Raw genomic sequence first — 22973 nt, forward strand, 5'->3', positions numbered from 1 at the left:
TGGCCGTAAGCCCTGTAAACATTGGACACGCAAAGAGCCCGCCGGGCAGTGCACGGCCATTTTTACCACCGGAGTAAGTCATTCTGACAGATTGGCATGCTCCTTGCGGAATACCACCATCGAAAGCCGGTCATGATCGGTCGACGGCAGGTGAATTCCTCGTCGGGTCCACGCCTGAACGCTCCGTTTTAGCAGGCGGCCCCGGTGGTTTGCAGGGAACACATACCTTGCCGTTGTCCAGAGCACTGAACGTACGATGTTGGAAGGAGAATGAAGCATGAGTAAATACCGCGAGCACGGTGGCAAGCAATCAGGGATCGCCATGGGCCCCCTAACGCTGAGGCTGCCCTTTATTCACTACCGTTTCGAATGGCCGGATTACCTTCAGGGACTGTTGATGTGCACTGTCTGCCTGGCCATTATTCCTGTTCTTACCGGCAAGCTGGGGATGTCCTTTGAGGTGGCCCTGGCCATCGTCATCATGAACGGCACCCTTTACCTTGCCCACGTCACCTTCGGCGACCCGGTGGTCCCCGGATGGGTCACACCGGCCATTCCCCTGCTCATCGCCTATGTGGAGACCTTTGCTCCAGGGGTGGAACGGATGCAGTGCCTCATCGCCTTTGAGATGATGTTCGGGGTTTTCTGTGTGTTCCTGGGGGCTTCAGGCCTGGCCAAGAAGTTTGTGGCCATCATCCCCAACGCCATGCAGTCCGGCATTGTGCTGGGGGCCGGTTTTGCCGCCGTCATGATCGTCTTTAAGCCCGGCAACGGACTGAAAAGCTTCGACAACTTCCCCTGGACCGTTGTCATCTGCGTGGGCCTTGCCTTCTATCTCCTGTTTTCAGAGCACTTCAAGAGCCTTCGGACCAAAAACAAGTTTTTCTTCTACCTTGCCAACCTCGGCATGATGCCCACCCTGGCCCTGGCCGTGTTTGTCGGGCCCCTCACCGGCGAGCTCTCCTGGCCCACCTTCACCGGCGAAATCATCACCTCACCTGATTTTACGACACTCTTCAGGGATTTTACCATCCTCGGAAACATTCCCCTGCCCTCGGGCCACATGTTTCTCTCCAGTATTCCCATGGTAATCAGTGCCTACCTCGTCATCTTCGGCGACGTCATCCAGAGCCAGGCCCTTTTAGACGATGCCCAGAAATACCGCCCCGATGAAGACATCGACTACAACCCCAACCGCTCCCACATCATCTTCGGCGTCCGTAACACCATCATGAGCGTCATCGGCCCGGATATCTCCATGTGCGGCCCCCTCTGGGCAGCCATGCAGGTGGTCCTGTGCGAACGCTACAAGCACGGACCGGAAGCCATGGACTCCATCAGCGGCGGCGCGGCCTCCTTCCGTTTCGGAACCTGGACCGGCTACTTTCTGGCCCCCATCGTGTCGGCGGTGAAGCCCATCCTGGGCATCGGCCTGGCCTCCACCATGCTCATCCAGGGTTATGTCAGCGTCCGTATCGGTGTCCTTAAGTCCCGGTCCTTCAACGACCTGGGTATCGCAGGTGTCACCGGCGCCATCGTGGCCACTCGCGGGGCTGCCTGGGGCCTGGGGGCTGCCATTGTCATGTGCGCCCTGATCTATCTGGGCGGAGACAAACGCAAAGCCTACATCAAAGAAGAGCCCATCTTCCCCGGGGACTCTCCGGACAAGATCAGCAAAGAAGTCGAAGAGCACCTGGGCAACGTCGCCTAACGCGCTCTTTCACCTAACCGAAGGACGTCGCTTCGCTTTGTGCCCGACCAGGCGCGGAGCGAAGCGACGCCACAAACCGGCACCCACAAGCGACAAGGAGTTCACGCCATGGCTTACATTCAAGGAAGTCCCGTTGACGGGCTCAAGCAAACCGTCACCCGCCACCTCTTTCTCATGGGAACCGTCACCGTGGTCCTTGCCGGGATGATGATCGCCTTTTCCGATGACCCCATGGCCGAGCTGGGCCCCATCGTTGCCATCACGGTTGTCTGCGCCGCCATCATCGGTTTTGTCTCCTTTCGCTCCAACCCCCTTGCCCTGACCATGCTTTTCAAAAAGGACCGGTTTAAAGAGGCTGTGGTCGAAGAAGAGGCCGCCATCGCCCACCTCGAAACGCTTTCCGATCACTGCTACGTCTTCAACAACCTCACCGTGGAGCTCTTTCGCATCGACCATCTTGTCATCTCTCCCTGGGGCATCTTTGTCATGGGACGGGTTCGCAAAGAGGGCGAACTCCGGGTCGAGGAAAACCTCCTGCACGCAGGCCCCGCGCTGCTGGACAGCCTCTGCACCAGCACCTGGCGCGTCTGCCATCTCCTGAACATTGTCATTCGCAAGGGCTGGAGCCAGGAGGTAATGCCTGTGCCCGTCATCGTGCCCCACTCCCAGTACCCGAGCCGGACAAAGGCTGTGGACGGCATCATGCTCGTGGAGGCCAAACACCTTGCCCCCTTCATCGAGACGGGCCGCAAAGAGACCCTCTCCGAAGAGCTGGTGGACTCCATTGCCGCCTACATCCTCAAACGCTACACCGCCTGATTTGCAAAAGGAGGGATCTGCCCATGAACAGCCTTCGTCACATCCAGCTCACCCGCTCCCGTAAAATTGCCCTGGTCGCCCTCACCGCGGCCTGGGCCCTGGACCTGGGCCACGGCATCTTTGTCCTCCACGGCCTGTCCCTCATCAAGATCACCCTCATGCTCCTCTCCTTTACCCTGGCCCTCTCCGAAAAAAGAAGCGGTGCCGCCGGGTGCGCCCTCGTCTCCCTGATCATGGTCCTTTTCTGCGCCGGTACCGCCGCCACATTGAGCGAACAGCCCCCGGGCTCCCACCTCATGGTTACCCTGGCTTCCCTGGCTCTCTTTCTCATCACCACCCTTGCCATGGGGGTGTCGGTGATAAAGCAAGGACATAGGACATAGGACATAGGACATAGGACATAGGACATAGGACATAGGACATAGGACGAAAGAAGATTCTTCAAGGCCTGTCAAGCCGGTTTTCGTTTTTTTGTGTATGTAACACGCCCCCTTACAAGCGTATCGCACCCAGCTTTTCCTAACCCGTCAAACCTCCCCCATAAAAATCCGCAGCACCAGCAGCCGTCATGCCGCGTATCCGCTCAGGGCACCGGCGGCTTTCATTTTGGTGCGTAGAACGCACCCTGCGGGCCCCGGCGTCTCCCCAATCTACATAAACCTGCCCGCGTCCCCACACCCCGTAGGGTGCATTTTATGCACCATGTCCGAGGCACCGCCACCCGCCAATTCACCTTTAAAATTCAGTGAGCTACACATCCACGAGAAAATCCGCAGCGCAGGCGGCCGTCATGCCGCATATCCGCTCAGGGCACTGGCGGCTTTCGTTTTGGTGCGTAGAACGCACCCTACGGGCCCCGGCATCCCCCCAGCCTTCATAACCTGCCCGCGTCCCCACACCCCGTAGGGTGCATTTTATGCACCATGTACGCGGCACCGCAATCCTTCAATTTACCATTAAAATTCAGGGTACTACGCATCACGAGAAAGTCCGCAGCGCTGGCGGCTGTCATGCCGCGTATCGGCACAGGGCACTGGCGGTTTTCGTTTTGGTGCGTAGAACGCACCCTACGGCCCCGACGTCCCCCCAATCCACATAACCCGCCCGCATCCCCACACCCCGTAGGGTGCATTTTATGCACCATGTCCGCGGCCCCTCCAACCTGCAATTCACCCATAAAATTCAATACACTAAACACGCCAATCCCCATTTACGAAAAAGCCATGCCCCCTCTGATGCATCAGCGCATCACAATGCACCCCTGCATCTCCCATCCAACCTGCTGTTTGCATATGATTTCCCTTCGTGGGCCTGTGTGTGCGATGCCGCAGCGCATCGCTGGGCAGCCTTTCGGGAAACAGCCCGCAACCCCGAGGTCGATGATTCATTATTGATAGCGACACCCGTATCCCCTTGTTTTTCCGAGCAATATAAAAATAACCAGTAATTTTCCCACAAAAAATTACTTCATGGCATGCTTCTTGGAATATCTCTCAACAGTCATTTTGGATGGCCGGCTTTCACCCCATTCAATCTCTTGTTAACGCCCTGATGTCGGGACGTTCCATCCATGAAGTTAGAACAAGGAGTATGCGATATGAAAACCGCAGCGGAATATGAAGCAAGTTTGAGAGAACTCAATCTGAACGTCTACCAGTTCGGCAAAAAAGTAGAAAATGTCGTGGACGATCCCATCATTCGCCCCTCCATGAATGCCGTCGCCGCCACCTATGACTGCGCACACAAGCCCGAGTACGAAGACCTGATGACGGCCACCAGCCACATCACCGGCAAAAAAATCAACCGTTTCACCCATATCCACCAGAGCACCGAAGACCTGGTGAAAAAAACCAAGATGTGCCGCCTCCTGGGCTCCATCACCGGCTGCTGCTTCCAGCGCTGCGTGGGCATGGACGCCATGAACGCCCTGTCCATGACCACCTTTGATATCGATGCCAAGTACGGCACCGAGTACAACAAGCGCTTCCTTGCCTACCTTGAGTTTGTCCAGGAAAACGACCTGGTCTGCGACGGCGCCATGACCGACCCCAAGGGCGATCGCAGCCTGCCTCCCCACAAGCAGCCAGACCCCGACATGTTCCTCCATGTGGTGGAAGAACGGGAAGACGGCATCGTGGTCCGGGGCGCCAAGGCCCACCAGACCGGCGCGGTGAACTCCCATGAGATCATCATCATGCCCACCATCTCCATGCGGGAAGAGGACAAGGACTACGCCATCAGCTTTGCCCTGCCCAGCGACGCCGAGGGGATCACCTACATCATGGGCCGTCAGTCCTGCGACACCCGAAAGCTTGAAAACGGCAACATCGACCGAGGCAACGTCCTGTACGGCGGACACGAGGCCCTGGTGGTCTTCGAAGACGTCTTTGTCCCCTGGGACCGTCTCTTCATGTACAAGGAGTGGGATTTCGCAGGTCAGCTCGTGGAGCAGTTCGCCTCCTACCACCGCCAGAGCTATGCCTGTAAAGCGGGCGTGGGCGACGTCCTCATCGGCGCCACCCAGACCATCGCCGAGTTCAACGGCGCCCAGAAGGCCTCCCACGTCAAAGACAAGATCATCGAGATGAACCACTTAAACGAGACCCTCTTCTGCGGCTCCGTGGCCTGTGCGGCCGAAGGCCACAAAGAAAAGTCCGGCACCTTCCTCGTCAACACCCTCCTTGCCAACGTCTGCAAGCAGAACGTCACCCGTTTCCCCTACGAGATCTCCAGGCTCGCCCAGGACATCGCAGGGGGCCTCATGGTGACCCTGCCTTCCGAAGACGATTACCGCTCTCCTGAAGTGGGCAAGTGGGTGAAAAAGTACTTCAAGGGCAACGACGAGGTGGACACCGAAGACCGCATGCGCATGCTGCGCCTCATCGAAAACCTCACCCTGGGCACCGCCGCCGTGGGCTACCTCACCGAGTCCATGCACGGAGCCGGTTCACCCCAGGCTCAGCGCATCATGATCTCCCGTCAGGTCAACCTCAAAGAGAAGCAGAAAGTGGCCAAGCGCCTGTGCGGCATCACAAAGGACGATGAATAAATCGCAGGAGGGGGCCGCAAGCGGCCCCCAGTCACTGCCGAGGCGTATCGGTCTCAAGTACTGCGGGGGGTGCGCCCCCCGCTACGACCGGGTTGCGCAGGTAAAGGCCATTGAACGGGAACTCCATGACCTGGTCACCCTGCTCTCCCCGGACGCGGAACGCCTGGAGGCCGTACTCATTGTGGCGGGCTGCCCCACCTGCTGTGTGGAGACCCGGGACTTTTGTCCCCTGCCCGTTCTCAGGATCCGCTCCGAGACCGACGCCCGCCGCTTTATCGACGACATACGATCAGAACCGAGCCGTGACCTGGCCGGAAGCACACTCTCAGTGGTTGGATGAGGAGAGCACATGAACTGGAACGCACATTACGAAAACCGGCAGATCACCCTTGAAGAGGCTGCAAAGAAAATTGAATCGGGAAACCGGGTGGTGGCAGGCCACGCCTGCGGCTCCCCCGAACCCATTTTAGACGCCCTGGTGGATCGGGCCGACGAACTTGAAAATGTCGAGATCGTCCACATGGTCTCCATGGGCAAAAGCGCGTACTGCCTGCCGGAATACGAGAAGAATTTCCGGCACAACTCCATCTTTGCAGGGGGCGGGTCCCGCAAGGCCATTGCCGAAGGCCGGGCGGATTTTACGGCCTGCTATTTCAGCGAAATCCCCCTTCTGTTCAGAAACGGGCACCTGCCCGTGGATGTGGCCCTCATCACCGTGTCCGAGCCGGACAAAATGGGCAACATGAGCCTCGGAATCTCCGTGGATTACACCCTGGAAGCGGCCCTGTCGGCAAAAATCGTCATCGCGGAAGTCTCCCCCCATATGCCCACCATCGGCGGCAACGCATTTCTCCACGCCTCCGACATCGATTTTTTCGTCAAGAGCGACCGGCAGATGATCGAGCTTCCCCTGCCCCGCATCGGGGACGTGGAAAAAGCCATCGGCTCCCATGTGGCCGGGCTCATTGAAGACGGAGACTGCCTGCAGCTCGGCATCGGCGCCATCCCCGATGCTGTCCTCACCTTCCTGGACGAAAAGAAAGACTTAAGCATCCACTCGGAGATGATCTCAGACGGGGTGATGAACCTGGTGGAGAAAGGCGTCATCACCTGCCGTCGCAAGCAGCTGCACCCGGGTAAGATCATCATCACCTTTGCCATGGGCAGCCAGTCCTTCTACCAGTGGCTGGACAACAACTCCATGGTGGAGATGCACCCCGTGGATTACGTCAACGATCCCTTTATCGTCTCCAAAAACGACAACATGGTCTCCATCAACTCCGCCATCGCCGTGGACCTCTTAGGTCAGGTGGCAGCGGACAGCATGGGGGCCCGACAATTTTCCGGACCGGGCGGCCAGGTGGACTTTGTCCGCGGTGCCCGGCGGTCGAAAAACGGCCGCAGCATCATCGCCATGCCCGCCACGGCGAAAAAAGGAACCATGTCACGAATCGTCAGTACCCTGGCTCCGGGCCAGGCCGTCACCACCTCGCGAAACGATGTGGACTACATCGTCACCGAGCACGGCCTCGCCCACCTGACAGGGAAAACCCTGGAACAGAGGGCCAAAGCCCTTATTGACATCTCTGCCCCCGAGTTCCGAGACACCCTCTGGTATGAATTTGAGGAGATCTACAGAGATAAATAAGGACGCCTTTGATTTCATATCTCACCCTTGAGTGCCTCCCTTGGCTCCGGCGGCGTTGATCCCTCCATCAACGCTGCCGGAGCCGGGCCTTAAGGCCTGCTCCGAATCAAAGCCATTGCCGAAAAGCCTTCAACATTCTTGCCGCCGGCCCGCCCCGTACGCTCCCACATCAGACGGGGCGGGCCGGATGGCAGAATAAAAACAGGTGATAGGTGATAGGTGATAGAAAAAATAAATTCCCGGCGTCTCGGCGAGGAAAACATCAATGAAAAAAACGCCATCCCTTTCCCCCGTATACATGATCCCCATCGCGCCCATCTTCATGAAAATCAACCCGCATCTTTCATTTTTGTAGCGCCATCGATACCCCCCCACACGGCTCCAGCCCCGACGTTTCGAGTATTCTCCCCAAAGTTTTCCCGCCCCATTTTGTGTCACGCTTTCTGGACGTCTGACATGCCCTTTTGCTTCCGTGCGCTCCCCATCCAATAACCGCTTATCTCACTATATGGGATCGTGGCGAAATGATCCCATATCATATTGACACGATAAGGAGTGTATGCCACCATCGTTAGCGCCACGGGTTAACTCTTCACGCATGCGATCCCACTTAAGTGGGACAAAGGAGCTGGACATGAACCATAAAGAACGCGCACTCACCGCCCTGAACCACGAAGAGCCGGACCGGGTCCCCATTGACCTGGGAGGCCGCAACACCACCTTGATGCTCAGCGGATATGAGGCGTTTAAAAAAAAGCTCGGAAAAGAAGAGATCCCCACCCAGGTCATGTCCAAGGTGTGGCAGACCGCCTATGTCGATGAGTATTTCCTGCAAAAATTCGGTGCGGATTTCCGCCAGGTACGGCCCCGCAATGTCGCGGTGCTGGGCAGTAACAAACCCAGAGAGTTCGCCGAAGACGGCTGTGAGATCTTTACGGATCAGTGGGGCGTAAAGCGAAAAGTGGACGGTGAGTACGCCACCATCTACGAATACAACCTGAAAAACCCCACCCTGGATGCCCTGGAAGCCTACCCCTGGCCCGACACAACCAAAGATTTTGATTTCAGTGGGGTCCGGGAAGAGGCAAAAAAACTCCACGATGAAGGGGAATATGCGGTGGTGGGCTGCATGGGCAACGCCGGGAACCTCTTTGACCAGAGCTGGTACCTGCGGGGCATGCCCGAATTTTTCATGGACATGATGAGCCGCAAGGATTTTGCCCACGCCCTGATGCGCAAGGTCTGCGATGTGAGAAAGGAGAACGCCCGCCTTTTCCTTGAAGAGGCCGGTGAGTTCATCGACGTGTTTCAATGCGCCGACGACCTGGCCATGCAAAACGCTCCCTTCATGTCCCTGCCCATGTACCGGGAGTTCATCAAGCCCTACCAGGCCGAACTCTTCGGCTACATCAAGGGCATGACCAAGGCCAAGCTCTACTACCACAGCTGCGGGGCGGTCACCACCCTCCTGGACGACCTCATTGAGGTGGGGGTCGACATCCTCAACCCCATCCAGGTATCCGCCACGGGTATGGAGACGGACAACCTGAAAAAGCGCTACGGCAAGCAACTCTCCTTCTGGGGCGGTATCGACACCTTTGAGGTCCTCCCCAACGGCAGCGTCCGGGACGTCCGCAACGAAGTGGCCAAACGCATCGGTGACCTGGCCCCCGGCGGCGGTTACATCCTGGGCTCCGTCCACAACATGCAGTCCGACGTGCCGCCTGAAAACGTCATCGCCATGCTGGAATCTGCCGTTGAGCTGGGGCAGTATCCCATCGCCTCCTGACCAAAAGAAAGGCGGAAGAGATGAACCCATCTCTTCCGCCGAACCCGCCTCGTTCAATCTGTTCCGAAGCAAGACCTTACATCATTAGTACTCGCCGCACTTGTCAGGCAACTTTGGTGGAGCCCTTCTTGTTGGATGACCTCCAGATCCCCATGGCTTCGGCATCCTTGATCAGGGTTTCCCGGAAGTCGGGGTGTGCAATGCCGATAAGGGCTTCGGCCCGCTCCCAGGTGCTCTTGCCCTTCATCTGGGCGATGCCGTATTCCGTAACGATCATATGGGTGGCGGTACGCGGTGAGGTGACGATGGCCCCGGGGGTCAGGGTGGGCTTGATACGGGAGACCGGGCCTTTGGGGGTGTTGAAGGTGGAGGTCATGCAGATGAAGCTCTGGCCGTTTTTGGATTTGTAGGCCCCTTCCACAAAGTCGAGCTGGCCGCCGGTGCCGCTGATATGCTTGGTGCCCACACTCTCGGAGCAGACCTGGCCGAAGATGTCCACCTCGATGCAGGCGTTGATGGAGACAAAGTCGTCGATCTTGGCCACCACCACCGGGCTGTTGGTGTAATCCACCGAATAGGAGATGACGCCGGGGTTGTCGTCGATGAAATCGTAGAGGTCCTGGGTGCCCATGGCAAAGGAGAAGACCTGCTTGTACTTGTCGATGTTTTTGTATTTTCCTGTAATTTTCCCGGCCGTGGTCATTTCAAGGTACGCATCCACGTACATTTCGGTATGCACGCCCAGGTCTTTCAGATCTGATTTGGCAACCATGGCTCCCACAGCGTTGGGGATCCCGCCGATCCCGAGCTGCAGGCAGCAGCCGTCGTAGAGCTTCTCAATAATATAGGAGGCGATTTTCTGCTCTTCGGGGGAGGGGTTTGCTGCAGGCAGGGTCGGAAGGGCCACGTTTGAGCTCTCAACCACATGGGTCACCTGGGAGAGATGAACACACTCCTGGTTCCCGCCAAGGACCCTGGGGCAGTTTTCGTTGACCTCCACAAGCACGTAATCCGCCATCTCAATGGCGGCCATGGTGGCAGGCGCACCGGAGCCGAAGCTGAAATACCCGTGCCTGTCCATGGGACTGGCCGTAAACATGCACACCTTGGCACCCGTGCAGTTGTTGCGAACCATAAAGGGTTTCTCATGGAACTTCATGGGCACGTAAGAGAGCAGTCCCTTTTTATAATACGTGCGATCCAGGCCGCCGCAGTGCCAGCTGTTCCAGTAAAAATGGTCCCCGGTGGGGTCGGCATCGTTTGTGTGGTGGGGCATGGCGCCGATGTCACATCGAATATTAACCCCCACCAGCTCATCCTTTCGTCTGGCAAGGGCGGCGTCAAGTTCATTGGGAGCATTCACCCCGAAGGCATACTCTACCCAGTCTCCGCTGTTAACCACCTTGACGGCCTCATCAGCTGATACCAGTTTCGTTTTATACTCATCCTTCGTAAAATCGATGATCATAAGTACCCCTTATTTTTCGTGATGATAATTAAATACAACCAACTATTCGGCATTTCAGGAGTTGTGCCAAACGTCGAGTATTTTTAGTAATCATTTGATTTAACAGGGGGTTTATACATGAACGATATTTTTAGGCGAGACATATGTTCATCGCAGTGGATGGGGTTATTACGCCACACCCCAACCACCGCAAAATGATAACATGCTGAATACAAGAGACAATCAAGGGATGAGTCTGAACCACACCAAAGTGTTGCGAATCGGTAACATCTTTTATTCAGAACGCCCCATGGCAGGCGCCGACGGGGTCACGATTTCTCTACGGAGACAGCGATGGCCTCGGTGTACCGGGCATGGATTGAATGCCCCACCTGAAGGGTATCGAAGGTCTTCACCGAGGTGTCGACACGCGTGGTCATCACATGCCCGTCCGGCAACTCCAGGGTGACGGTACGCTTTTCCCTGTCGATGGCCTTGATCTTGGCCGAGACATCCACGGTCTCCACCATAATCCCTGCGGGCTTCTCCCCCTTTGCCGCCCTGCCGGTCACCCGGCCGGTGTTAGCGGCGGGCTTCAGGCCGTGATCGCCCAGGTACAGGGCCACTGAGCCGTAGTACTCCACCCGGACCCGGTCCCCGATATCGATCTGATCAAAGTTGCGTGCCTCATCGCTCACCTCATAATAGACCACGTTGCCCTCGGGCCCCAAAAGCATGAGCACACGATCGGCGTAATCGATCCCTACAACCTCTGCGGTGGTGACCATGCCGCTGCCCAGTTCAAAGCCGGGCCCCATCTCCGGTGCGGGAGCAGCCTGCTTCCCCTCGGCTGTGGCATGGATGGGAACCGAAAGGGTTATCAAGGCTGCAAGGGCGATGGCCATCAGAAAAGCAGGTACCTTGGTTTTCACGTCTTCTCTCCTTTACATGCGTACTTGTGTCGTTAATATTGTTATCGCTATCGAAACAGGCAACTGAACCGTACCACTGGTATTCGCGACAATTCAACAAGTTATTGCAAAGCGATAACAGGAGTTAGAAGCCCGTCAGCCCTGACGGAAGGTGCATTTCTGCTGGTAGAACACGCCCCCGGGGCGAAAAAGTCCGCGTCATGCCTGGGATGACGATGGGGCCAGGTACCCGGACGGGTACAAACGGCAGCCCAGGCAAAAAAAACTTACATAATCAAGCCGTTCCGCCAGAGACCCTGCCGTGAACATGGCCCTGCATTGGGCCCTTTTGGGGCCTACGACGGCCAATTATTTAAAAAAACTAAAAAAAGCCTTGACCAATCGAGCGAATTCGTAGAGTATACGTTTCCAGTGCCTCACCGGAGGCTTTAGTGTTTCGTTATCTTAAGGAATATCCATTTCAAGAAGTGGCAGAACCTGAAGTATCGAACAAAAAAACAAAAATATACAAAGTAAGGAAACGTCACAATGGCTAATGGAATTGTAAAATGGTTTAACGAATCTAAAGGTTTTGGTTTTATTGAGCAGGAAAACGGTCCCGATGTATTCGTACATCACTCAGGCATCAACGCCACCGGCTTCAAAACCCTCAATGAAGGCGACCGCGTTAGCTTTGACATTGAGCAGGGCCAGAAAGGTCCCGCTGCTGTCAATGTAACCGTACAGTAGAGCTTTAAAGACCCTTTACCCTTCGGGGCAGATTGGTTTTTAGACATATTTAAGGCCCTTCGACTTTTCAAGTCGGAGGGCCTTTTTTTTATATGGATGCCCGTCGTTCCCTGTGGTTTATCCGGACCGCCCCTCTCCCCCTTCCGGATACCGAGCACTGTACCTCCCTTTCCCTAACACATCTTCTGCCCAGAACAACCCATGCCATGAGCCATTTGAGTCAGTATTTCACCCACGGAGCCCGCGATGGCTTCGGTATGTCACCCAGGCCCACAAGAGGCCACGCCCAAGCCCATCAATTACAAAAAACCACTTAAATTCAAAGTCTTTAACCCGCCTCCACACAGGGGAAATCGCCTCGTATTCGGCCCTTCGGGCACGTGCGCAGACCACTCGGTTTTCAAAAAACTAAAAATAAGGCTTGACCAATTGAGATAATTCGTAGAGTATACGTCCTCAGTGCCTCACCGGAGGCTTTAGTGTTTCGTTATCTAAAGGAATTTCCATTTCTACAAGTGGCAGACCTGAAGTATCGAAAAAACAAAAATATACTAAGTAAGGAAAAGTCACCATGGTAAATGGAATTGTAAAATGGTTTAACGAGTCTAAAGGTTTTGGTTTCATTGAGCAGGAAAACGGTCCCGATGTATTCGTACATCACTCAGGCATCAACGCCTCCGGTTTCAAGACCCTCAACGAAGGCGACCGCGTTAGCTTTGACATTGAGCAGGGCCAGAAAGGTCCCGCTGCTGTCAACGTAACCGTACAGTAGATATTTTAAAGGCTGTCCCCCTTCGGGAATCGGCAGACTTTTAAAAATATTTTAGGCCCTCCGGCTTTTTCAGCCGGAGGGCCTTTTTTTATGCCATCCTTCCAGGGCTTTCTTCTGCGTCATTCAAGGCTCTTTTGATAAAGGCACACCCTGCACCCCACGTCCGCGAACTTGATTTTATCACCGCAAACCGGATAAAATAGGGTTTTCTTTCAGTCACGCTTGCCCCGGCAGCCTCCCCCGTCTGCGCCACACCTTCCACGACCTGTTTCTAAGCTGCGTGCCATCCCTTCGCCTCAAACGAAGTTGCAGTCTTTCTTTTAAGAACCCCCTAAAGGAGCACTCCCATGAACAGGTTTTTAAACACGGCCGCAGCGATCCTCGTGGCCCTGGGCCTTTCCGCAGGATGCAGCAAAGATGATACCGAGACACCGGACAAAGCCACACCCGTGACCCTGCGCATGGCCACACAATTTCCCGAGAATCACCCGGCGCATGCGGCAACCTTGCGAATCAAGGACGCTGTTGAAAAAGGAACCGAAGGCCGGATCAACATCACGATCTTTCCGGAGAGCCAGCTCGGCAGCCCGGAGCAGGTCTATGACGGTGTGAGCAGCGGCTCCATCGATGCCGCCCACATCCGCATCCCAGACCAGGCGGACCCGCGCCTGGGAACCGGTGACCTGCCCTACATTGCCGCGGACTACAGGGAGCTGAAACACGTGTTCGCCCCGGAAGCCTTTATCCCCGTTCAGGTCGCAAAGCTCCTGAAAAAGAAAGACGTCAAATTTTTTGGCTACTACATTGAAGGGTTCGTCGGGGTGGGAACCACCGGGGAAGCCCAAAACCTGACAAACCTCGGAACGGACAAAGGCATCGTCGTCAGCGTGTCCGGCCTTGAGGCCATCAAAACAGGGATACAGGCCCTTGGTTTTCGAACCACCGCCCTGCCCTATACAGACGTACACGCAGCCCTTCAGGCCGGAGTGGTGGACGGCTGGGCCGGGGGCCCGCCCAGCCTCAATTATTCAGGCTTCAGCGATGTCATCACCACCTATTACCAGCTGAACTGCAACGTTCAAAGCTCCCAGTACATCATGAGCATGAAAGCCTTTAAGTCGTTCAGTGCCCCGGATCAGGAGGTGATAGCCAGGGCTTTCGCAGCCGAAGGCCAGAACAGTTTTGACATCGCTGAGCAGGAGGACATTGGATACAGACGGAAACTGACGGAGGCGGGCGTTACAGTAAATGAATTTTCAAGGCATGAACTACGCGCCATGGCCGATTACGTACGCGACAAAACCTGGCCCGAACTGGACAAAACCCTGACGCGCAAATGGATGGAAGGCCTCAAAGAGTGGTACAGCGCACAATAGGCCTGGGCTGATGACAATCTAAAAAGCCATTTCAAGCGCTCTCAAAGGTTCCAAAGCACCCGGAACCTTTGGGGGCCGGCGGGTTTCCCCGACACGACGGCACAGAGGATACCGGTCAAAACCACAGCATGCCCTCGGCTTCCGGGTGTCGCCGGCTATTGTACAGCAAAATGGTCAAGAATATCGGGTTGACACCACTGCCGCAATCCCCCACAATGGGTCCCTTTAACAGGAAGCCAACGTGTAAAAACGTTACGGGGCAGGCCCGCCCCTTTGATATACGTAACTCAACAGGAGTACCCATGCGCCAACGATTAGCCCATGTCATCGCCTTCGTTCTTATGATGGTAGCCCCCATCACCTCGTCCCTTGCCGATTCACCTGCGGTTCCCTTGATGAAACAGACAAGCTTGGGGCTTTACATCACGGCCGCCGATGCCTGGGCCGAATGGCAGGCGAACCCCAAAACCACGACAATCCTGGATGTCCGAACCCAGGAGGAGTACATGCTCATCGGCCACACCACCATGGCCCGTAACATCCCTGTCATGGTCATGGAGCCCATTCGGGAACGCATCTCCATGGCCCCCAACCCGGATTTCGTTGCCCAGGTCAAAAAACACTACGCCCCGGACACCCGCCTGTTCATCCTCTGCCGATCCGGCGGCCGCAGCGCCATGGCCGTCAATATCCTTGCCAAAGAAGGCTTTACCCAGGTCTATAACATTGTGGACGGATTCGAAGGGGACACGATAAAAGAGACGGGCCATGCAGACTACGGCAAGCGAAAGCTAAACGGATGGGTAAACGCCGGTGCGCCCTGGACCTACGATTTGAACCGGGAGCTGCTCTACCTGCCCTGATCCAAACAGGCCGCACAGGTCTTTTGGCCTCTTCCTCGACACCTGTGCGCTATACCTGTTTTTGTGCCAGCTCCTTAAGGCTCGCATTCCCCACGACCTTGTCGATCATGGCCTTGACGCTGCCGTCCATGCGGCTGCCTTCCGTATAATCCGCCGGGGCAATGAGGGTGGCCCGCCCGTCGGCCAGCAAGCTGGCCGCCCGGCTCCTGGCGCCCCGTTTCCCCGGGGCATAGGCCGCGATGGCATGGCCGCCCATACTCGTCACCACCCGCATGCACGGGATGTCCGTCTCCCCGTCTCCGATAAAAACCATGTTGGAAAACGGAACGTCCCGGTCTTCCGGGGAGACGCGCTTGTTGATCAACGAGTGGTCATAGACCTCCAGGCTCCCCTTGTTGATGCGGTAGAGGTACTGGGTCTTGGTGGTGTAGTTCACCGCCAGGGCCGGCCAGCTGGCGATGCCGTGGTGGTCGTACATAAACCCCGAGGCAAAGATGGCGTCAAAACACTCCGCGATCACCGTCCCCCGGATCATCTCCCGCAGCCCGGACGAGACAATGTAGTGGCTGACCTTCACCCCCTTCTCCCTCCCATAGGCGTTGATTCGGTCAAACCACCCCTCCACCCCTTCAAACAGCTCGATGCCCGCCCCGAAGGCATGGAAATCCTCCCGCCTCACCGGCACCTCGTTCTGCTTGGCCTTTTTCAACATCAACCCCATGTACGCCAAAATCTGATCGGCATCGTGCTCCCGGGCGTATGCATCCACCTCCGCCCAGAAATCCCGGGATGCCACCTTCAACCGCGGAATAAAATCATACTCCTGCATGTTCCCCGGAGACAGGGTTCCATCAAAATCATACGCAATGGCCATGGGAATCGACTTGGACACAGGGGACCTCCATTGAGAAAATCAAAAAAAAACAGACGGGAACACAATAAAACAGGCGGGGGCGGGAACGCAAGGGGCATCCAGAGCCGCCCGCCGTGTGTCACCCCGTAGGATGCAAAGCGTCAGCGTGCCCATCTTTAACCAATGAACCCACACCATGCATCATCACCGAGGGTACCTCGCAGCCCGGCAAAGCCCCCTCCCATGCTTGACTCACGGAGAGCAATACACTCACCAATCACGTCCGCAGGCGAATTGGTCACAACCTCCTGAAAATGAGTCCACAACACATCCATACTACGCAGCACAACAAAACGCCACGTCACCAGGCTTGTAGACAAAAATTGGGTAATCGGAAGACCGCTCCTGCGCCATAGAATGGCCACACACCCGTGGAGCAAAATGTCGACACAAAAAAAGCCGCACAGGAGTGCGGCGCTCCATTGCGGCTCTTTTATCCGGACTTTTTCAGGTCACGGTCCCATTCCACACCGACTTCCAACCCACCTATTCGTTCAACTCAAGTGCCCGTTTAAATGTCTCTGAAAGCCTTCCGTTAAGCATGTGATGGGGCTTGATGCTGTTCCCGTAATGCAACTCGGCAAAAAGGACGATGTCGTTGTACGCCACCTGGACCTCCTCTTTTCCATTCTCATACACCAGAACCTTCTGGCAGAAAGCATCAAGGCCCAGCTTGGGAAATTTTGCCATGGCCATGCCACCCGGAGCCGGACCCCCGAAAAGCAGGAGCTTCATCCGGGGCAGCTCATCGCCCAGGCTCATTGCATCCTCTTTGTAATCGACAACGGTAAACCATTTGGTGTCCCCTTCGGCCATCACATTTTTCTGCAGGCGCTCAATGGTCGCCTCGAAGCCAAAGGGGGAAGATAAGAATTGGATCCCATATCCCGGGGTGACGCCTTCACCGTCAACCTCGGACACAAGCTCCGGCGGAACATGTGCCAATGGCTTCGTCAGGGCCTCGGTGTACGCAGCCAAACTCACCGAGGCATCAAGCCCATGCCTTTTCCTTATAAAATCGGCAGATGCATACACCGCTTTTGCCGTCTCTCCCTGCATATCTTCACTGTACACGAGAATCCGAAACGGAAGGTCCAGCCCCACAAGGGGGTTGTGTTTTAGCAAAGGGGTGTTCACCCCGGGATCTGTGTAGATGGTCACCTGGGACGCCGGCATCTCCACCCCCTTCTCCTCTGCCAACCGCGAATGATCAATGACCAAAACAATCTCTTTTTCGGGAATTTCCGCATCAATTGCCAAGCTGAGTTTATCCACCGCACTGAACCGATCCTGGGGCTCACCCCCTGATTTACACCCTGAAAGAAAAACCGATGCCACACCAAAAAGGCCAACCACAACCCATGCACTTAATGCCGGAGTTCTCATGGAACCTCCTCGGGGCCCCGCCCCTTTTAAAAATCGGTAAAATGATGCTCAAACCTGTGGGCCACACCTTGCCAGAGAACAGGAACGTATAAAACATGCCCGTTGCCCTGAGGGCATTGGGTAGACCGCTTTTTTAGGAAATCACCTTACATGGAAAGAATTGCCCACCTGTGTGGGGGCTGGCGCCCTTGGATTCACCCGGGCTTTTCAAGACGTGATGATCTAATAGATTACACACAACACCCATAAAATACAATTTTTTCAAACCCATGGAGCCCCCCTTCTTCTTTGGAGCGCCGCACTCCGTGCGGCATGACCGACGACACAAAAAAAGCCGCACGGGAGTGCGGCGCTCCGGTACGGCTCATTGCATTTTCAAGGGAACGGCCAAGGCTCCACAGCAAAGCTATTCAAGCCCCCTATGCCATGATCTTACGGAAAAAAGACGTCAGTATCTCCACTGGGTATCACGTCTATGGGGATAATGCGGATGGTGACACGGACATCCCCCTGGAGGCGAAATTCGACGGGTGATGTCAACTTCGCCTGACGGGGATAAACCAAGGCCAGCTTATCAATGCCATACCGGGCAGCATAGGCACTGACCTGATACAGGTCGCCCTGTGTGATTCCAAGGTTTCTCCCGTTTTCGTTCAGGATTTTCCATTTGGCATCGGCAAGGGCTACGGGCGTGCTCTCATCCAGAAAGACCATGTCGGGTTTCATCAAAAACATGTCATTGCCGGTGTCTGAACGAGTCGCCATGTATTTTTTGGGGCCCTGCTCACGCAACCGCAACCCCCTTTTTCCTGCATTCTGACGCATGATATCCGAGACATACGCTTCAAACAGCCTGTTCATATCAAAGACAAGGGCCAGGCACGGCAGATCACCGGCCACCACATCCGGGTGGAGGCCCTGCAAAAACATGCGGCACAGGCCAAAAATCTCTTTAAACCGACACGTCGTGCGATCAAAGGCAAGGCTGTCGTAAAATGCGAGATCTGCCGGGATGTCTTTGATATCGGCAAATTGCATAAGAAGCCGTGCAATCCGCTTTCGTGCTGTTGCGCCCGATGCGAATGTCCGCATCCGGCACAACACCGATTTGATCATTTGATTGTGGGGGGTGTCGATGCTCATTTCGTCGTAGCAGCAATAGAGACGCTCCCCGTGGGCCAGGTTGTGCTTGAACTGCATGTCGAGCTTGATCCTGCCCCTTAAAACATGGAGGTTCTCCTCTTTTTCCACATACCCCCGAAGCATGCCTTGAATCAATTGGGCCTGAAGAAGATCACAAAAATAGATCAGGAACACGTCAAGAAGCACCTCGGTTTGGCGGCCCATGGCCCCCTCACCCACTGGCGTTGTCCTGAGGCGCCGTGCCCGTTTCAAAAGATAAATCAATGCCGCCCTGCAGGCCCCCGGGCTCTCCTCCCGCCCATGGATTTTTGGGAGAATCTCGATGCAAAGATCTCCCAACGACACCACCCCGCAATGCTGAGCGAACGTGATGACATGATGCCCCCAGGCAAACGTTCGTTTAGGCAACCGGGCTTCAAGGCGGGAAAGGGCTTCGGCATGGGCCTCCGTAAGCACATGCTCGCCCTCACGACGGGAAGCCCGGATCGGAATGCGCTCATGTTCGATGACGCTTAAGATTTCCATGCTCAATTGACATCTTCATATATTTTTCGAATGGCATCCGGGGCGATGTTGGCCTCATCCTCAACACGGTACTCGATGAGATCGTCATGGCCTGCAACGTCAAAGCCAAAAGCCTCTTCTGGTTTGACAATCCGATGGCAGACAATCTGTGGGTCGTGATGTTGCCCATCTTCCCCCACATCGTGAAAAACCTTTTGAATACTGCGCCAGTCTTCATAGAAATACTCTTGAAGCAAGGGGATAACCTGGTTCAGGAGCACCTCTTTAAGATCAGCAAACGTCCTCACATTGCAAAAATAAGCATGGCCCAGGGTCATGTCCCGGTTGAGCAGGAACCGGATCCTCAGGTTCATGGCATCAAGCATCTTACGAAGATCAATGACCCCACCGTCACCATCATCAATGGTTCCATCCGCGGCACGTCCGTTGATGACCGCCGAATTCGGCATCAATTCTTTAAAACGAAACCTGCGCCGCAGTGCAGTGTCGATGAGGGCAATAGAGCGGTCCGCCGTATTCATGGTGCCGTATATATCGAGGTTCACCGGCACACCGAATGTTTCGCCGGAGTAAGGAAGCGTCAGCTCCAACCCTTTGGTCAGGTGACCTTCGCTGTCGGACTCCGCCCGTTTATCAACCTCCATCAGGGTAATGAGCTCCCCGAAAATTTTGGCTATGTTTCCCCGGTTGATCTCATCAATAAAAATAGCGTACTTCTGCTTGGGATCTGCCTTGGCCTTCTTGACGATCCGCTTAAAAACCCCGGGAACCACCCTGTACGAAAACCCGTCACCATCCTCGCCTGCGTCAACAGGCCGAATCCCTTCCAGGAAATCCTCATAACTGTACGCCTGGTGAAATGTAACGAATTCATATCTCTGTTGCTGCGTCCCCGCATCGGGCCCTCGCTCCCAGGAATCCGCCAAAGCGGGAATGTCATCACACGTTTCCTGCCAGCCATCCGTAAAGGACCAAACCGAGTCACGGCTCTTTTCAAACACAAAGGGTGCGCACCGGTTCCGGGTCAGCACGGTCGTGCACGATTCCGGGGTGTGCTGCTGAAGCGTGGCCCAAATGGTCTGCTTGATATGGCTGGTACGTTCCATAACACGCCCTTTGAGCCCTACAAACTCATGGGTGGCAATGTCACCGACCTTTGCCCTGCCCCCCAGCTTGTACAATGCCGCAGCGATCACATCAAACCATCGCACATCAGCAAGTTTCTGCATCAACCATACGTCACGCTGGATAGGCGTACTCTGTGTGGCATATCGTTCTTTGAGCCGATTGAGTTCGTAGGTTTTCCCCGTGCCGGGAGGCCCGTAAAAAATGAGGTTTCGGGGGCGCATTGCAGGCAAAGTGGGCTGCTCTGGTTTCGATACTTTTTCGACTGTGTCTTGCCAGAGCTTCTCCAGCATTCCGGCAGCCTTGGGTTTTATTTTGATACCTGAAGCCAGCGGAGACCACGCCTGATCGTCCGGCACCGCCTTTTTCAACTCTTCCTGAGAAACCATGGGATCCCCTTGGTCGGGATCCTGAATGCGTGAAAAAGCAATATCCACGTACCAGATCTGCTTGTTCCCGCTGCCTTGGGGCTCATCCCAGTGATCTGCTTGATAAGGCGCCGTCACCACATTGCCGATGGCGATAACCCCGCGTGGTTCCGCGCCGCTCCGGGTCAGGTAGACCCTGTCCCCCACATGGATACCGGTGTTGGCACAATTCCAGCGCAGCGTCACGGTTTCCCCGTTATGGGTAGCCCGGCGATCGGCGGCCAGGGTCTCCCAAGGCCATTTGGTGGAGTTCCAGCTGAAAAGCCAGGAGTTGTGGGGAGACTCGAACCATAGGTTCCGCAACGGAGGCGAATAAAAATCGAGTTCCTCTGTTCCATAAGAGGCCTCCTGCTCCTTGCAGATTTCGTGGAGTTCCCCATCCAGGTCACTCACCGTAATCTTGTTGACTTGGGCTGGCCGGAGTTCCCTGAAAGCCGCAACGATGCTCCGCCGGTGCGTACCTCCAAACACCCGTTCACAGGCATCGGGAAAAAGGAGAAACAGGAACATGTGACGAAATTGACGGGACTCGTTTTCCTCCAGCGTCTCCAGCCATGTTGTCATGGCCCGGACATCCCCCAAAAGCCTCTTTCGTTCGTCAAGACCCATGGCCTTCAAGCCCGACATCAACCGGATAAAATAGATAAACTCGCGCCATCGATTGGTATTGTATGCGGTCCCGGCGCTGCCTGCCCCCACCAGATACCGGTCGGACAGCCAGGAGATGTCTTGAGGCAAGCCCGTCCCCGACCATCCCCAAATCATCCCAATTCCCTCACGCTTCTTTTCGGGGGTGATGTTGCTCGGGCAGAGAAACATCACCCAAAACATCTCCGCAGCCAGTTTTTTGACCTCGGGCACCGTGGGCTCAAGCTGGGATTCCAGCTTTTCATAGAAACTCCCATCACCCATATCAAGGTTCTGGATAAAATACTGATCCAGAGCACGGAAGTGCTCCAAAGACCAAAGGGTGTCATCAATAAACACAGCCCCATCGTTTTCAATGCACGCCCTTCGCCAATGCTCAGCCGCGTCCAGAATGGATTCGACATCGTGGGTTTTTTCGCCGCAATATCTGCTCATAAGGGTTCTCCTGAGTGGATCCGAATTTTTGCTACACCAGTGTTATATCCATTCTGGTGATTTTCCAAGGAGTAATGACGTCTTTTTAAGAACCAGGCCGATTTGGCTTAACGCAAAAGGCCATGCCACGTCGTCCACAGATGTTTCCGCATCGCCACACCGGAATGGCCGGTTCGCGCCGTGCCCGATGGGCACGGCACTACCTTTGCCCATCCTACGTATTTTCAAGTTATTGCTGCTGTTCGGCGTGTATCACCCTGTAGGATGGGCAAAGCGTCAGCGTGCCCATCATTGCTAAAGCAACCCACAACCTGCATCCTCCCCAAGGAGACCTCGCAGCCCGACAAAGCGCCCCGCCACGTCACACACACCCCGGCTTGATCCATAGATAGAGATATATAGATAGCAATTCGGTTTTCCACGCCGCTCAAGACGACATCGGTTTTAAAGCTTTAAAAACAATTCACAATATCGGAACACAATGCAGTACAACAGGGCACCAATACAGCAGCATTTGTAGGCAAAAAAAGGGTAATCGAAAACCAAAGGTGGAATAAAGAAAAACACACTATATGTGAGGAAGGCAGTTCATTGTGCCGTAAGAACGATGTCCGCAGAAGGAGATAGGATCAATTCATCCTGTGGAATTGGAATTGAGCCTCTCTTCTCTATTGGCCTTATCCACAGCAACATACCTGACAGGTCGTTCCAACTTGGTCACCTGCCCCTCTTCCATCGCCCTGTTGAGCCAAACCGTGAGTTGCGATTTTTTAACATCCAGAGTGGCCATCAGGTGGTCCATTGACACAGGTGACGCCAACGTTGTCTTTCAGGTGCTTTTTGTAACGTGCTGGATAATCGCCATCACTTCGACTCATGACCCAAGTGCCTTTTCGTTGCCACTCTTCGACTGAAAATCCCAGCTGAACACCCCTTGCCAGAAAGGTTTCAAGGCGATTCAAGGCAATCTTTGAGCCCTTGGCTGCTTCAGCCACATTCTCGGATTGAAGCAAATTGCACGGCCTCATCTTCATGGTCATCAACCAATGAACCAGAGCGGTGTACTCTTTCTGCGTCAAAGGTTTCTCAGAGCAATTTTTTCCAAACACCCCACACAGAAGGAGGATGGCTTTGGTGTCGTCTGTTAAAAAGTTGCTCATGGTTTGTTAATCCATCATTGGGGAGTTCAGGGATAGCGCCAATGGGTAAACGGCTTGGCAGCCTGCACTGCGGCT

The 22973-nt window shown here is 55.2% G+C and carries 20 protein-coding genes; 13 read left to right on the forward strand and 7 right to left on the reverse strand.

Features of this window, described 5'->3' with window-relative positions:
- The first annotated feature begins 277 nt into the window (after positions 1-277).
- From BLQ12_RS18130 to BLQ12_RS18170, 8 genes are all read left to right on the forward strand, one after another.
- Entirely contained in the window at positions 278-1711 is a 1434-nt protein-coding gene (locus BLQ12_RS18130; protein WP_092212692.1) for a hypothetical protein, read from the forward strand.
- 108 nt (positions 1712-1819) lie between these two features.
- Positions 1820-2530, forward strand: coding sequence for a nuclease-related domain-containing protein (locus BLQ12_RS18135; RefSeq protein WP_092212694.1), 711 nt, complete (start codon positions 1820-1822; stop codon positions 2528-2530).
- Positions 2531-2553: 23 nt separating this feature from the next.
- Positions 2554-2913 (forward strand): hypothetical protein, encoded by a 360-nt coding sequence (locus BLQ12_RS18140; protein WP_092212696.1) that lies wholly within the window; start codon positions 2554-2556, stop codon positions 2911-2913.
- Positions 2914-3665: 752 nt separating this feature from the next.
- Positions 3666-3977 carry a hypothetical protein gene (locus BLQ12_RS27095; RefSeq protein WP_139164022.1) on the forward strand — a complete coding sequence of 104 codons (312 nt, stop codon included), beginning with the start codon at positions 3666-3668 and terminating at the stop codon, positions 3975-3977.
- Positions 3978-4127: 150 nt separating this feature from the next.
- The gene (locus BLQ12_RS18150; RefSeq protein ID WP_092212700.1) at positions 4128-5579 is read left to right on the forward strand and encodes a 4-hydroxyphenylacetate 3-hydroxylase family protein; all 1452 of its coding nucleotides are present in this window, start codon (positions 4128-4130) and stop codon (positions 5577-5579) included.
- Positions 5572-5919, forward strand: coding sequence for a hypothetical protein (locus BLQ12_RS18155; protein ID WP_092212702.1), 348 nt, complete (start codon positions 5572-5574; stop codon positions 5917-5919). The genes BLQ12_RS18150 and BLQ12_RS18155 overlap by 8 nt, the downstream gene beginning before the upstream one ends.
- 9 nt (positions 5920-5928) lie before the next feature.
- Positions 5929-7227 carry an acetyl-CoA hydrolase/transferase family protein gene (locus BLQ12_RS18160; RefSeq protein WP_092212704.1) on the forward strand — a complete coding sequence of 433 codons (1299 nt, stop codon included), beginning with the start codon at positions 5929-5931 and terminating at the stop codon, positions 7225-7227.
- Positions 7228-7861: 634 nt separating this feature from the next.
- Entirely contained in the window at positions 7862-9016 is a 1155-nt protein-coding gene (locus BLQ12_RS18170) for a uroporphyrinogen decarboxylase family protein (RefSeq protein ID WP_175469917.1), read from the forward strand.
- Positions 9017-9119: 103 nt separating this feature from the next.
- Here the strand turns inward: BLQ12_RS18170 and BLQ12_RS18175 are convergent, their stop codons facing one another.
- Together BLQ12_RS18175 and BLQ12_RS18180 are read right to left on the reverse strand one after the other, a co-directional pair.
- Entirely contained in the window at positions 9120-10484 is a 1365-nt protein-coding gene (locus tag BLQ12_RS18175; protein ID WP_175469918.1) for an acetyl-CoA hydrolase/transferase family protein, read from the reverse strand.
- A gap of 308 nt (positions 10485-10792) precedes the next feature.
- Positions 10793-11395, reverse strand: a complete 603-nt coding sequence (locus BLQ12_RS18180; RefSeq protein ID WP_092212710.1) for a hypothetical protein — start codon at positions 11393-11395, stop codon at positions 10793-10795.
- A 528-nt stretch (positions 11396-11923) separates the two neighbouring features.
- Between BLQ12_RS18180 and BLQ12_RS18185 the strand changes: the two genes are divergently transcribed.
- The 4 genes from BLQ12_RS18185 to BLQ12_RS18200 all read left to right on the forward strand — a co-directional run bounded on the left by BLQ12_RS18185 (position 11924) and on the right by BLQ12_RS18200 (position 15135).
- Positions 11924-12124: a cold-shock protein gene (locus tag BLQ12_RS18185; protein WP_092212712.1), complete on the forward strand. Its 201-nt coding sequence runs from the start codon at positions 11924-11926 to the stop codon at positions 12122-12124.
- Positions 12125-12695: 571 nt separating this feature from the next.
- Positions 12696-12896, forward strand: coding sequence for a cold-shock protein (locus tag BLQ12_RS18190; RefSeq protein WP_092212714.1), 201 nt, complete (start codon positions 12696-12698; stop codon positions 12894-12896).
- Positions 12897-13243: 347 nt separating this feature from the next.
- Positions 13244-14272 carry a TRAP transporter substrate-binding protein DctP gene (gene dctP, locus BLQ12_RS18195; RefSeq protein WP_092212716.1) on the forward strand — a complete coding sequence of 343 codons (1029 nt, stop codon included), beginning with the start codon at positions 13244-13246 and terminating at the stop codon, positions 14270-14272.
- A gap of 302 nt (positions 14273-14574) precedes the next feature.
- A complete protein-coding gene (locus BLQ12_RS18200) occupies positions 14575-15135 on the forward strand; it encodes a rhodanese-like domain-containing protein (protein WP_175469919.1) in 561 nt (186 codons plus the stop codon).
- Positions 15136-15184: 49 nt separating this feature from the next.
- Here the strand turns inward: BLQ12_RS18200 and BLQ12_RS18205 are convergent, their stop codons facing one another.
- The 4 genes from BLQ12_RS18205 to BLQ12_RS27525 all read right to left on the reverse strand — a co-directional run bounded on the left by BLQ12_RS18205 (position 15185) and on the right by BLQ12_RS27525 (position 21126).
- Complete coding sequence (locus BLQ12_RS18205) at positions 15185-16027, reverse strand: HAD family hydrolase (protein ID WP_254782078.1); 843 nt, start codon at positions 16025-16027, stop codon at positions 15185-15187.
- Positions 16028-16534: 507 nt separating this feature from the next.
- Positions 16535-17434: a DUF302 domain-containing protein gene (locus BLQ12_RS18210; RefSeq protein ID WP_092212720.1), complete on the reverse strand. Its 900-nt coding sequence runs from the start codon at positions 17432-17434 to the stop codon at positions 16535-16537.
- A 432-nt stretch (positions 17435-17866) separates the two neighbouring features.
- The gene (locus tag BLQ12_RS18215; protein WP_092212722.1) at positions 17867-19102 is read right to left on the reverse strand and encodes an McrC family protein; all 1236 of its coding nucleotides are present in this window, start codon (positions 19100-19102) and stop codon (positions 17867-17869) included.
- A 2-nt stretch (positions 19103-19104) separates the two neighbouring features.
- A complete protein-coding gene (locus BLQ12_RS27525) occupies positions 19105-21126 on the reverse strand; it encodes an AAA family ATPase (RefSeq protein WP_254782082.1) in 2022 nt (673 codons plus the stop codon).
- Here BLQ12_RS27525 and BLQ12_RS28055 point away from each other — a divergent pair.
- Entirely contained in the window at positions 21022-21798 is a 777-nt protein-coding gene (locus BLQ12_RS28055; protein WP_254782083.1) for a hypothetical protein, read from the forward strand. The two genes, BLQ12_RS27525 and BLQ12_RS28055, sit on opposite strands and share 105 nt — an antisense overlap.
- Positions 21799-22508: 710 nt before the next feature.
- Here BLQ12_RS28055 and BLQ12_RS18225 read toward each other — a convergent pair.
- Positions 22509-22898 carry a hypothetical protein gene (locus tag BLQ12_RS18225; protein ID WP_092212724.1) on the reverse strand — a complete coding sequence of 130 codons (390 nt, stop codon included), beginning with the start codon at positions 22896-22898 and terminating at the stop codon, positions 22509-22511.
- Between the last annotated feature and the right edge of the window lie 75 nt (positions 22899-22973).

Source organism: Desulfoluna spongiiphila, assembly GCF_900101345.1.
In the GTDB taxonomy this organism is placed as follows: domain Bacteria; phylum Desulfobacterota; class Desulfobacteria; order Desulfobacterales; family Desulfolunaceae; genus Desulfoluna; species Desulfoluna spongiiphila.